Consider the following 12999-nt stretch of genomic DNA (forward strand, 5'->3'; position numbering starts at 1 on the left):
CAGAGTTTGTTTTCGCTCACTCCGTCAGTCTTATTTTCCTGTAAAATATTTCACTGCACTTTCAAAGAGTTTTTGGTCTTTGCTGCCTGGAATATTTTGGAAAAGACCGTCTTCATAGCGTTCTGAGTGCCCCATCTTACCAATAATCTGACCGTTTTTGCTCATAATGCCTTCAATAGCATGGACAGAGCCGTTAGGATTATATTTTGAATCCATGCTCGGCTGGCCGGTAAAGTCAACATATTGGCTCCAAATCTGGCCATTGTCGCGAAGCTCTGCAAATTCTTCTGCCGTCACAACAAACTTCCCTTCACCATGTGACACTGCAATAGCATGGATATCACCAACTTCAACACCTGCCAGCCACGGCGAATTGGTATTGGCAATGCGTGTTTCAACCATTTTAGCCACGTGTTGGTTGGCATCATTATAAAAGAGGGTCGGACTTGTCTCACTTGCATTGTCGAAATTGCCATACGGCAGCAGGCCAGATTTAACCAGAGCCTGGAAACCGTTACAAATACCGATGATCAGACCGCCGCGATCAATAAAACGATCAATAGCAGAACGAACTTTTTGATTGAGCAGGATATTCACAATAAACTTGGCTGAACCATCCGGCTCATCAGCCGCAGAGAAGCCGCCGGCAAAGAAAATGATATTAGCCTTGTCAATATTGTCAGCCATGATGTCAACAGACTGGGCAATGGCTGCTTCATCCAAGGTCACAAAAGGAACCAGATTAACCTTTGCTCCTGCCTGTTCAAAGGCCTTAGCCGAGTCGTACTCAGAATTGGTGCCCGGAAAGACGGGAATGTATACTAAAGGCTCAGCCACATTTTCTTTTGCCTTAATAACAGTATCAGAAACAACCTCCGGTACCTCTTTCAGCGCTGCGCTTTGTTCAAATTCGGTCGGATAAACATCTTCCAACCTGCCTTCAAAAGCCGCTAAAAGAGCCGATCCGTCAAGGACTGTGCCATTGACAGTCAGATTAAACTCAGGGCTGGTTTGGCCGATTTTCACAGCTTCTGAAATATCTTCAGAGCTGGTAAAGAGAAAGCCGCCCAATTGTGCTGTCAAGATACTGTCAAGTTTTTCAAACTCAACTTCGGCACCAATATGGTTGCCAAAACTCATAAGCGCAAGGCTTTCTGCCACACCGCCGTATTTCACAGCGGCAGCGGCCGTCAGCTTATATTTACTTTGAATGCTTGACAGGGTTGTCAAGTTAGCTTTAATAGCTGCAAAATCGATTTCCTCAGCAAGCGCCTGCCCCGGAAGATAGTAGATTGTCTCTCCGGCTTGCTTGAATTCCGGTGAAAGCACATGATCAACATCTGCCGTAGTCACCCCAAAGGCAACCAATGTCGGCGGCACTGTCAGGTCTTCAAAAGTACCGGACATCGAATCCTTACCGCCAATGGACGGCAGACCCAGCTGAGCTTGAGCCTCAATGGACCCCAGCAGAGCTGCTACCGGCTGACCGAAGCGCTCTGCTTGCTTATCCATGCGCTGGAAATATTCCTGATAAGAAAAGCGGGCACGAGACCAATTTGCCCCTGTTGCAGCCAAGCGAGCTGTCGCTTCAATAACGGCATAAGCAGCACCGTGATAAGGTGACCACTCTGCAATGTAAGGGTTATAACCTTGCGCCATGACAGAAGCTGTCTTAGTAATACCGTTTTGAACGGGAAGCTTTTGCACAGAACTTTCTGTCGGAGTGATTTGGTAACGCCCGCCCAGCGGATGATTTACCGTTGAACGGCCGACTGAGGAGTCAAAAATGGTCTGCAGACCCTTTTGACTGGCATGATTGAGATCCGAAAGAACAGCTAAAGTATCTTGTTCAAGGGTTTCTGCTGAAGTTACTCGCTCTTCAGGCAATTTGACGCCGCTGTCAACGACACTGGCATCAACAACCACGCGCACCCCATTCGTATCAAGGAAGGATCGCTCAATATCAACAATAGTCTCGCCGTTCCAAGTCATGACCAGATTTGGTTTTCCCGTCACAGCCGCCACAACAACAGCAGCAATATTTTCCTTGGCACACTCTGCCATAAACTGGTCAGCATCTTCAGGCCGAACCACAACAGACATTCGTTCTTGGGATTCAGAAATAGCAATTTCCGTACCATTAAGACCAGCGTATTTCAGAGGCACCTTGTCCAAGTCAATTTCCAGACCGTCAGCCAATTCGCCGATAGCAACACAGACACCGCCGGCACCAAAATCATTAGATTTCTTAATTAAGGTTGTCACTTCAGGTTTACGGAAAAGACGCTGAATCTTGCGCTCTTCAATAGCATTCCCTTTTTGTACTTCCGCACCTGCTGTCTCTACAGATTCAACCGTTTGAACTTTAGAAGAGCCAGTCGCACCGCCAATACCGTCACGTCCGGTTTTGCCCCCTAAAAGAATGACAACATCACCGGCTACAGGCTTTTCGCGAACCACATTTTCTTTTGGCGCGGCACCTACAACAGCACCGAGCTCCATTCGTTTAGCCACAAAGCCCGGATGGAAATATTCCTTGACATAAGTTGTTGCCAGACCAATTTGATTGCCATAAGAAGAATAGCCATGCGCTGCTGTTTTGGAAATAACCTGCTGCGGAAGCTTCCCTTGACGCGTCTCTGCTACCGGCTTTGTAATATCGCCCGCTCCTGAAATTCTCATGGCCTGATAAACATAAGAACGTCCGGACAGCGGGTCACGGATAGCACCGCCAATACAGGTTGCCGCACCGCCAAAAGGCTCGATTTCGGTTGGATGATTATGGGTTTCATTTTTAAACATCAAGAGCCAAGGCTCTTTGACACCGTCAACATCCACTTCAATCTCAACTGAACAAGCGTTGATTTCATCAGACACTTCCATATCATCGAGACGCCCGTTTGCGCGCTCATAACGGCCAAAAACAGTTGCCATATCCATCAGTGTCTGCGGTTTGTCATCACGTCCTAATTCATGGCGCATGGCAAGATATTTATCATAGGTTGCCTGCAGCTGTGATTGGAATTGCGACGCTGAGAAATCGATAGATTTCAGCTCTGTCTCAAATGTCGTATGCCGGCAGTGATCCGACCAGTAAGTGTCTAATACCTTGAGCTCTGTCTCCGTCGGTACCCGGCCCAGCTGTTTAAAGTAATCTTGGATAAAAAGCAGATCATCCACTTCCATAGCCAAGCCTTGCTCAGCCTTGTAAGCAGCAAAATCTTCCGCCTTATAAGTACTAAAGAAATCAAGCTTTGGTATTGTTTTACCAGAACTGGAAAATTCCTGCGGCTGAATTTCCGCTCTGATATCCGTAAAACGTGAATCAACCGGATTCAGTAAGTAATTTTTGATTGCTTCCAATTCGGCTGCTTCAACCGTCTGATTCACCAAATACAGCTGAGCTGTATTAACCCGCACATCATCAGCTGCACCAAGCAGAAACAGCGCTTCCTGAGAACTGGCCGCACGCTGGTCAAACTGACCGGGAAGCGCCTCAATAGCAAAGTAAGCAGAGCTATCAAGAGCTTCAGACACCTGTTCCTCAGTTAAAATAGCATCTGTCACCTGTTCCGAAAAAAGGTGCTTCTCAGCTCTGTCAAAGAGCTCCTCAGACAAATTAAAAACATCATAAACCTGTACAATTCGCAAATCTGACAGCGTTTTTAGCTGTAGATTGTGGCTCAGCTCCTTGACCAAAGACTCCGATTTAACGCGAAATGCCGGCTTTTTTTCAACAAAAATACGTTTATCCATACTTTTCTACTTGATTCCCTTCAATCTCTCTAAAACGACCGTATAGACATCTGTCAGCTCACCCAGCCCGCGGCGGAAGACATCTTTATCCATGTGATGGCCTTGTGCATCCCAGAGGCGGCAGTTATCCGGTGAAAACTCGTCCGCTAAAATAATGTTGCCGTCTTTGTCTTTGCCAAATTCCAATTTAAAGTCAATCAGTTTTAGACCGATTTGCTGGAACCAGCCGGACAGCAGTTCATTAATGCGGCGCGTCTCTGCCTTGATATAAGAAATGTCTTCATCATCAGCAGCACCCAGAAATTTGACATGTTCATCATTGATAAAAGGATCATCCAAGTCATCATTCTTATAGTAAAATTCTACAATCGGCACATCCAGTTTAATGCCCTCTTCAACGCCAAAACGTTTGGAAAAAGAACCTGCAGTGTAGTTACGAAGAACCACTTCAAGCGGAATGATATCAACTTTTTTATTTAACTGCTCCGTGTCTGAAATTTTCTCAATAAAGTGAGTGGCAATTCCTGCCGCATTTAATTTTTCAAAAATTAAAGACGAAATCTGATTATTTAACTGTCCCTTGCCTGCGATCTGCTCTTTTTTAACCCCGTTAAAAGCAGTTGCTTGATCCCTGTACTGTGCAATAATCACATTTTCGTCTTCCGTTGCAAAAATATCCTTGGCCTTACCCGAATAAATAAGTTCTCTGGTCATTAAATCGTTCGCCTTTCCTATGTTCTCCCTTAGATTTTAACACACGAAGGCCCATAATTCAAGATTTAACAAACTTTGTTACATAATAAAAATAAAATCGTTCGCATATAACGAACGATTTTATTTTTTAAATCTTTGATCAAGGTAATCTGTCAATTCTCCCATCGTTTGGATATCTTCTACATCCTCATCAGGAATATCCAGATTAAATTCATCTTCCAAGGTAATGATAAACTCCACGAGAGCAATCGAATCGACTCCCAAATCATCCTGAAAAGCGGTCGCTTTAGTCACCTCTAATGTCTCATCGTGCAGCTGTTCTTTAATCAGAGCAGAAAGCTTTGCAAAAATCTCGCTGTTAGTCATGCTGATCCCCCTCTTTAGAAAATTCTCCCACTAATTGACCGACGACATCAGTCTCAAGCATTGTGCGAATCTGTTTTACCGTGTAATAAACAGACTTGGCGTCACTTGAGCCATGGCACTTAACAACCGGTGCCTTAAGTCCGAAAAGTACTGCCCCGCCGGCACCTGAATAATCTAAATTATTTTTCAAATCATAAAGACTGGTTTTCAGTAAAAGGGCTCCTAATTTTGCTCTAAGGCCGCCTTTTTTAATAGACGTTTTCAGCTGCCCCATAATACCGAGTGCTGTGCCTTCAATAGCTTTCAGGACTGCGTTTCCCGTGAAACCATCGGCAACAACAACATCAGCAGCACCGTTCATTAAATCACGCGCTTCAATATTTCCGACAAAGTTAAGCGACCGATCCGCTGATAAAAGGTCAAAAGTCTCCTTGCGCAGCGAATCTCCCTTAGTCGACTCAGTTCCGTTATTGAGCAGGCCGATGCGCGGATTAGCAATGCCGCGGACATTTTGCGCATAAAAAGACCCTAAAATAGCGTATTGATGCAGATGGCGGGCTGTATTTTCAGCGTTGGCTCCCAGATCAAGCATATCAAATCCCTGGCCATTGACTGTTGGAAGAGTGGACATGAGACCCGGACGGTCAATATTTTTAATACGGCCGACAACAAAAAGACCGGCTGCAAGCAGGGCTCCTGTATTTCCTGCAGAAAGCACAGCGTCAGCTTTGCCGTCTTTAACTGCCTGCGCTCCTAAAATCATAGAGGCCTTTTTTTTCTTGCGGACAGCTTTAGCTGGCTCATCATCCGAATCAATCTTTTCATCCGTATGAATAACGGTGACGCGCTCATTTGTCTGAAGGTAGGGCTTAATCTTTGTTTCATCTCCATAGAGCTGAATTTCAATATCCGAAAACTCTGTTAAGGCTTGATTAACCCCTTCAATAATAGCCTGAGGAGCATTATCTCCCCCCATAGCATCAACTGCAATTTTTTTCATTCTGATTTCCTTTTTTTACAATTATCCTTAATTATACCATGAACAAAAGGACTTTAAACGTTACAAAAAAATGACAAATCTGTCTGAGCGTAGACACTGAGCCAGATTGTCACCCATTAGCTAGTCATCTTTTTTCATCACGCTGCCCCAATTATCCAAATCATCAATAAATTTTTTGCTTTTTAAATGAAGTCCCACATAGTCTTCGTAAAGACCATCAATAAATGTCCGAAGCTTCTTTTTCATATCGGCTTTGACAGAAATGGTTTGCAAATCTTCAAAACGAAGAGACTGAAAACGATCCAGCAAATAAGGCACATTGGGATCTAAATGGCTGCGATGGTCATCTTTCTCATAATGTTCAGGGCACAGCAATCCCGAATAGCGGTGGGAAAAATCAAAAGCCAGCCCTACACGATGGCAAATACAGCATTCATGAAAATTGAGCTGAGCGCCAAAACGTTCCAGAATCTGAATTTCAAAGATATTCGCCAGGATCTCATAATCAAGTCCCTCATTCATCAACTCCAGTGTCTTAACCAAGAAGGCAAAAAGACTGGCATCAAAACTGGCATCCGGAATAGCGGCGTCCGCTAAAGCAACAAGGTAGCTGGCATAGGCTAATTTATAGATATCAGCATTAATCTCCTTAAAAAGAGAGACTTCCTTATAATCCTCTATATAAGAAAGTCCTGTGTCATTAATCTTTAAGATGAAATTAGCCACCGTCAGCGGCTCAATAACCGAAGACAGTCGTGAATTGCCGGCATGACGTACAAAAAACATGTGCTTGCCTGAACTTTCCGTAAAAATTTTGACTAATTTATCATTCTCACGAAAATGGCGATTGTAAAGCACCAAGCCTCTGGTTTCCTTAGTCTGCATACTGCTCCATAAATTCTTTCAAGCGTTTCATAGCTTCCTTAATCGTTTTCATGCTGGCTGCATAAGAAATTCTGACATAGCCTTCGCCGTATTTGCCAAAAGCAACACCTGGAATAAAGGCTACTGCCTTTTCTCTGGCAAAATCCTGCAAAAATTTAAAGGAGTCCTGACCTTCAGCAACCGGAATTTTAGCAAAAATATAGAAGGCTCCGTCAGGTTTAATTATTTTAAAGCCCATTTCTTTCATCTTGTCCATGATATAATCACGGCGTTTGATATATTCTGCCTTCATTGGCAAGACATCATTTTTACCATTTACCAAAGCTTCGATAGCTGCATACTGAACACTGGTAGTCGCTGCAGTAACCAAATACTGGTGGCTCTTAATTAACTGCGCTGTTAAAAGAGCCGGAGCAAAAATCAAACCCAAACGCCAGCCGGTCATTGCATGCGACTTGGACAGACCGGATATCAGAATCGTCTGTTCCGGTAAATATTCCGCAATGGAAACGTGTGCTTCATCGGTATAAGTTAATTCCGCATAAACTTCATCACTGATGACAAAAATATTATATTTTTTAAGAACCGCAGCCAAATCCTTTATTTGCTGACGCGAATAGGTGACACCCGTTGGATTTGTAGGATAGTTAAGAATAACTGCTTTTAGCGCCGATCCTTCGGCTACAATGGCTTTTTCAAGCATTTCAGGCGTCAGCACAAAATCATTGGCTCTGGTATCAATTTCAACAACATCTCCCCCGACTAAATTGACAATAGGCTCATAGCCGGGATAAGCAGGCGCCGGCAAAAGAACCTTATCCCCAGGTTCTATGATAGCTGTTAAAGCAGCTGACAGAGCTTCAGTGGCACCAATAGTAACTAAAACTTCATTATCCGGATTGTAGTTCAGATGATATTTTTCTTTGACAAAAGCACTGGCTGCCTGCCTCAATTCCAAAAGTCCTGCCATACCCGTATAGTGACTTTTATCAGCATCAATGGCCTTCTTGGCAGCTTCCTTGATATGTTCTGGTGTTGTAAAATCCGGTTCACCCAAAGTTAATTTCAAAATCCCCGGAATATCTGAAATCGACTGATCAAACTGCCGAATCATAGAAACTTCAATTCGGTCCAAATTCTTATTAAAACGTGTACTCAAATCCATAAAAACACCTCTTACAAATATATTATCATTATTATACACCAAAAAATCTGCTTTTTCACCCCATAAAAAAATCGCTAAACAGCGATTCTTCTTTTATTGTGGATAAGTAAATTCAAACAAAGGCGAAAGCGGCCGTTTTTCGTGTACACGAATAATAGCTTCTGAAATGAGGTCTGCAATCGAAATTTGCTCAATCTTATCAATCAAACGTTCCTGTGGTAAATCAATCGTATCTAAAACAACCAGCTTTTCAATCGCAGAATTCTGAATATTATCTAAAGCAGGGCCTGACAGTACCGGATGGGTGCAGGAAGCATACACCGCTGTTGCCCCAGCTTCGGCAAGAGCATCTGCAGCATGGGCAATGGTTCCCGCCGTATCTATCATATCATCAATTAAAATGCAGGTTTTTCCCGAAACATGCCCAATAATATTCATCACTTCGCTGGTATTCATTTTATTGACATTCCGCCGCTTATCAATAATCGCAATCGGCGTTTGGAGGAATTGAGCCAGCTTGCGGGCACGCGTTACACCGCCATGGTCAGGGCTGACAACGACATAGTCACTGCCGCACATGCCGCGGCGGACAAAGTAGTCAGCAATCAAAGGGGCTCCCATCAAGTGATCAACTGGTATATCAAAAAATCCTTGGATTTGCGCAGCATGCAAGTCAACTGTCAGCAAACGGTCAACTCCTGCTACTGCAAGCATATTGGCAACTAATTTGGAGGTAATTGGTTCACGGGCACGTGCTTTTCGATCTTGACGGGCATAACCGTAATAAGGCATCACAACACTGACTGTTTCAGCACTGGCACGTTTAAGAGCATCCACCATAATTAAGATTTCCATTAAATGGTAATTGACAGGTGAACTGGTTGACTGCAAAATAAAAACATGCTTCCCGCGAATAGATTCTTCAATGTTAACCTGAATTTCCCCATCAGAAAATTGACGGACAGTTGATTTTCCAAGACTGATTCCAATTGTCTTGGCTACTTTTTCTGCTAATTCTTTGTTTGAAGACAGGGCAAACAATTTTAAATTAGAATACGACATAATTCCTCCAAAGTTTTAATCCCTTACCATTTTAACGTTTTTACCGTAATTTTTCAATTAGATTTACGAGGATATTTTGACAAAAAATAAAAAGATAAGACGCATCTTATCTTTTTACATAGCTTTTTAGTTTGGATAGATATAGCTTACACTGCCTGGATTGAACCATCCACGGTAGTTACCGATAGATTGATTTCCAGCATAGTTAGCTTCTTGAACTTGAATTTGACCGCCTTGAACACCTGTAACATAAGCAACGTGTCCATAACCGCCGTCATTCCATACTGCTACAGCGCCGGCTGTAGGTGTAGAACCAACTCTGTACCCTGCTGCTGCTGCACTGGCTGCCCATTGGCCGCCATTACCCCAGTAATTGCCAACCCAAGGCGCTAATGATTTAACACCCCAAGTACATTGACCAACTGGATATGTGTTTGCAGAAGATGTATTGGATGCTGACGCTGCCGGTGCTGCTGTGCTTGCAGCTGGAGCAGTTTGCTGTTGTTGAGTTTGTGTTTGTGTTTGAGTTTGCGCAGCACTTTGGCTTTGTTGTCCGGCATTATTATTAGCTGCTGAAGCTTGAGCTGCGGACTCAGTTGTTTGTTGTGCTGCTGGAGCTGCTTGTTCTTGCGTTTCCTGTGTTTGAGCAGGTTGCGCTTGTGAAGCTTGTGCTTCATTGTTTGATTGAGCATTTGTATCAGCAGCCGGCTGTTCTTCTTGTGTTTGTTGATTTGCTGCCGCTTGCTGCTGTGCTTGGGCTGCTTGTTCTTGTAAAGCTTTAGCTTCTGCTGCTGCTTTAGCCTCAGCCGCCGCTTGAGCTGCTGCTGCCTGACGAGCTGCTTCTTCAGCTGCTGCTTTTTGAGCAACCAAAGTAGCCTTTTGATTTTGTGCAGTTGACAATTCAGCTTGCAAGTTTAATTGAGCTGCTTCCAATTGCGCTTTTTGCGTTGTCAAAGCATTTGTATTTTGAACAATTGCTGCTTGGTTAGCTACAACAGTATTAATTGCTGCTTGATTTTGTTGTTGCTTTTGTTCAACAGCTGCTTTATCCTGTTCTTGTTGTTTAAGCATTTTTTTATTTGCTGAAACAACTTCACGGATAGCTGAAACGCGGTTGATAGCATCAGAAACTGATTTTGAATTAACAATAGCGTTAACATAGCTTGTCGCTGCATTGCTCTTTTGAGCGCTGCGAGCTTGTTTTTTCAAAGATTCGTTACGTGCAACAATCTTATTTGAAAGAGTTTGAATTTCTTTCCCTAAAACAACAGACTGTGCTTCAAGTCTTTGGTTTTCAGCTTGTAATTGTGCTTGCTGAGTCTGCAGGGCACTGACTTGTCCCTGAATAGTATTGACTTGTGTTTGCGCTGCTTGCTGTTGAGCATTTAAATTATTAATTTTAGCATCTTGCGACGCAATTTGTGAATCAAAATCATCAGCACTTACAGATGACAACACTGTCGCAGAGCTAAGTGTCACACCACTAACTAAAACTGCAGATAAAATTCTTTTTTTCATTACAAATATAACTCCTTTTTCGATAAGACTTTATTATTATATCAAAAAAAGCCGCTTTATATATTACGGCATTATTACATTTTTATTTAAAAAGCTTTAATGACGCCTTTCAAGATAGGTCTTCTCTAATAGTTTTTGCGACAAAAGAAAGGCAAGCATGTTGAAAATCAAAGACGGTGCCAGATTATAAGTGACAAAATCATTTAAAGGATAGGCTGTCAATTGATAAAAATAGGCTATGGCAATACTGATAAAATCAAGAAAGAAAATCAGGATAAAGAAAACCAAGAAACGCGACAGGGGTCTCTCGCTGCTGATGTGCTTCCAGATCTTAATCATAACGACTGCTATCAGCGGAAAGAGCAGAGTCATGATGCCAAAATTATAGATTCCTAAATAGTAAAAGTCATAAATGATTCCTAAAAGAAAGGCCAAGATAAAAACAAAATAAGGATTAAAAACAATGGTATAAAATAAGAAGAAAAGGATCAAAAGATGACTGGAGACAATAAACTGATTGTGGAACAAAGCCCGCGATAATAAGGAAAGATGACCATCCAAAAGCAAAAGAAGAAAAGCTAACAAAACAGCAAAAGGTTTATTTTTAAAGACAGACATGTTAATCACCTACCAAGATTACATGAGAAATATCTGATAGATCAATAGCCGGTTTGACAATGATTTTTCGCGAAAGATTGATGGAATTATCTTCCTCAGAGACAACTTTGCCAACAGAAATTCCTTCTGTGCTCTGACCGTCTAAACCGCTGGTTGTAACGGCATCTCCCTTTTGAACTTTAAGAGAGGAGGTCAGCTGTGTAATTTCAAAGGTCCCGGACTCAGAGTCGTAATGCGTTAAAATACCAAAAACATCTCCTTTTTTAGCAGCAATTTTAACAGGGATTTCATCAATATTTTTAGTATTTGAAAGTAACTTTACAGAACTTGAGCCAGCGGTTATCTGTGCAACTTTCCCAATTAAACTGCCATTGGAAAGAGCCATCATGTTTTTACTAACTCCGTCTTTTTTTCCTAAATCTATGGTTAAAACATCCAGCCAGGAAACAGGTGAGCGAACGATAACTTTAGAAGACAGAACTGTTTGATCGGGAAAGGACTTTTTAATTTTCAGCGTTTTCCTAAGAGCTGTATTTTCTTCTTTCAGCTTTTCTATTTCGCTTTTTTGCCCTTCGAATTGTTCTACCTTACGCTTTAGTGTTTTATTTTCCGAATTTGCATTAAATAACCGTTTAGTGCCATCGATCAGCTGAAATGGTAAATTCAGAATTTCATCAACACTGGAAACCGCAGTATTCACCGGTTTAGACACAGATTTCATAACAATAGAATCCTGAAAAATAAAAAAAAGTCCTATTGAAATTGCCAGCAACGCCGTAACAACAAAAACAATAAAACGCGATAACCTAATTTTTTTCATTTCAACCACCCGCACACAAGCTATAAATAAAACGAGATATCAACAGATAATCTCGTTTAACTACGGAGAATGGGGGATTCGAACCCCCGCGCCAGTTTCCCGACCTAACGATTTAGCAAACCGTCCTCTTCAGCCTCTTGAGTAATTCTCCAAATATATATGGGCACGAGTGGACTCGAACCACCGACCTCACGCTTATCAGGCGTGCGCTCTAACCAGCTGAGCTACGCGCCCAAGCTACTGCTTGGCTTATTCTATAAAAGCGGGTGACGAGAATCGAACTCGCGACAACAGCTTGGAAGGCTGTAGTTTTACCACTAAACTACACCCGCTAAAATGGCGCGAGACGGAATCGAACCGCCGACACATGGAGCTTCAATCCATTGCTCTACCAACTGAGCTACCGAGCCTGACTTATTGCGGGAGCAGGATTTGAACCTACGACCTTCGGGTTATGAGCCCGACGAGCTACCTAACTGCTCCATCCCGCGATAATATAATAACTATAATCAGACTAAAATCCTGTAAAAAAATACCTTCCCTGCGCATTAGTCACGCTTGTCCAGTTTATCCGGATTTCTTAACGTCCTCTTATCTCAAGGAGGATGTGGGATTCGAACCCACGCACGCTTTTACACGCCTGACGGTTTTCAAGACCGTTCCCTTCAGCCGGACTTGGGTAATCCTCCACGGCAATTCATATGGACCTTGTAGGACTCGAACCTACGACCGCTCGGTTATGAGCCGAGTGCTCTAACCAGTTGAGCTAAAGGTCCAAAACACCCATAAATAACTATAGCGGCGAAGGGGATCGAACCCCCGACCTCCCGGGTATGAACCGGACGCTCTAGCCAGCTGAGCTACACCGCCAAATATCGGGAAGACAGGATTCGAACCTGCGACCCCTTGGTCCCAAACCAAGTGCTCTACCAAGCTGAGCTACTTCCCGTTCCTTCCCCCTAAAAACAAATCATCAGCCTAAAGCCAATCACTCGTCCATGCACCCTGCAGGATTCGAACCTGCAACCGCCTGATTCGTAGTCAGGTACTCTATCCAGTTGAGCCAAGGGTGCCTTCCCTTATGCCGAGGACCGG

Annotated in this window: 10 protein-coding genes and 10 tRNA genes; all 20 read right to left on the bottom strand. The window is 43.1% G+C overall.

From position 1 onward, the window contains the following. Positions 1–30 precede the first annotated feature (30 nt). Entirely contained in the window at positions 31–3756 is a 3726-nt protein-coding gene (locus tag AC4HAF_RS07790; protein ID WP_491097308.1) for a phosphoribosylformylglycinamidine synthase, read from the bottom strand. Positions 3757–3762: 6 nt separating this feature from the next. After that, positions 3763–4470, bottom strand: coding sequence for a phosphoribosylaminoimidazolesuccinocarboxamide synthase (gene purC / locus AC4HAF_RS07795; protein WP_491097309.1), 708 nt, complete (start codon positions 4468–4470; stop codon positions 3763–3765). A 120-nt stretch (positions 4471–4590) separates the two neighbouring features. Further along, positions 4591–4836: an acyl carrier protein gene (locus tag AC4HAF_RS07800; RefSeq protein WP_491092264.1), complete on the bottom strand. Its 246-nt coding sequence runs from the start codon at positions 4834–4836 to the stop codon at positions 4591–4593. Next, the gene (gene plsX, locus AC4HAF_RS07805; protein WP_491097310.1) at positions 4829–5836 is read right to left on the bottom strand and encodes a phosphate acyltransferase PlsX; all 1008 of its coding nucleotides are present in this window, start codon (positions 5834–5836) and stop codon (positions 4829–4831) included. Before plsX ends, AC4HAF_RS07800 begins: the two co-directional genes overlap by 8 nt. A 120-nt stretch (positions 5837–5956) precedes the next feature. Further along, entirely contained in the window at positions 5957–6721 is a 765-nt protein-coding gene (recO, locus tag AC4HAF_RS07810; RefSeq protein WP_491097311.1) for a DNA repair protein RecO, read from the bottom strand. Then, the gene (locus tag AC4HAF_RS07815; protein WP_491097312.1) at positions 6711–7886 is read right to left on the bottom strand and encodes a pyridoxal phosphate-dependent aminotransferase; all 1176 of its coding nucleotides are present in this window, start codon (positions 7884–7886) and stop codon (positions 6711–6713) included. The genes recO and AC4HAF_RS07815 overlap by 11 nt, the downstream gene beginning before the upstream one ends. A gap of 93 nt (positions 7887–7979) precedes the next feature. Further along, on the bottom strand, positions 7980–8948 hold the full coding sequence (locus AC4HAF_RS07820; protein ID WP_491092268.1) for a ribose-phosphate diphosphokinase: 969 nt from the start codon (positions 8946–8948) through the stop codon (positions 7980–7982). Positions 8949–9074: 126 nt separating this feature from the next. Continuing rightward, on the bottom strand, positions 9075–10466 hold the full coding sequence (locus AC4HAF_RS07825; protein WP_491097313.1) for a CHAP domain-containing protein: 1392 nt from the start codon (positions 10464–10466) through the stop codon (positions 9075–9077). A gap of 96 nt (positions 10467–10562) precedes the next feature. Continuing rightward, positions 10563–11084 (bottom strand): rod shape-determining protein MreD, encoded by a 522-nt coding sequence (gene mreD / locus AC4HAF_RS07830; RefSeq protein WP_491097314.1) that lies wholly within the window; start codon positions 11082–11084, stop codon positions 10563–10565. 1 nt (position 11085) lies between these two features. Continuing rightward, the gene (gene mreC, locus AC4HAF_RS07835) at positions 11086–11904 is read right to left on the bottom strand and encodes a rod shape-determining protein MreC (protein WP_491097316.1); all 819 of its coding nucleotides are present in this window, start codon (positions 11902–11904) and stop codon (positions 11086–11088) included. A 63-nt stretch (positions 11905–11967) separates the two neighbouring features. Then, positions 11968–12055: transfer RNA gene (locus tag AC4HAF_RS07840), tRNA-Ser, on the bottom strand. Positions 12056–12064: 9 nt separating this feature from the next. Beyond that, positions 12065–12138: transfer RNA gene (locus tag AC4HAF_RS07845), tRNA-Ile, on the bottom strand. A 27-nt stretch (positions 12139–12165) separates the two neighbouring features. Continuing rightward, positions 12166–12236 (bottom strand) — tRNA-Gly (locus tag AC4HAF_RS07850). A gap of 5 nt (positions 12237–12241) precedes the next feature. Then, positions 12242–12314: transfer RNA gene (locus AC4HAF_RS07855), tRNA-Phe, on the bottom strand. 7 nt (positions 12315–12321) lie between these two features. Then, positions 12322–12395: transfer RNA gene (locus tag AC4HAF_RS07860), tRNA-Met, on the bottom strand. A 108-nt stretch (positions 12396–12503) separates the two neighbouring features. Next, a tRNA-Ser gene (locus AC4HAF_RS07865) sits at positions 12504–12593 on the bottom strand. 13 nt (positions 12594–12606) lie between these two features. Continuing rightward, positions 12607–12680, bottom strand: a tRNA-Ile gene (locus AC4HAF_RS07870). A gap of 20 nt (positions 12681–12700) precedes the next feature. Beyond that, positions 12701–12774 (bottom strand) — tRNA-Met (locus AC4HAF_RS07875). A gap of 5 nt (positions 12775–12779) precedes the next feature. After that, a tRNA-Pro gene (locus AC4HAF_RS07880) sits at positions 12780–12853 on the bottom strand. Between the two features lie 50 nt (positions 12854–12903). Continuing rightward, a tRNA-Arg gene (locus AC4HAF_RS07885) sits at positions 12904–12977 on the bottom strand. Between the last annotated feature and the right edge of the window lie 22 nt (positions 12978–12999).

Source organism: Streptococcus sp. ELY_90, from assembly GCF_058314475.1.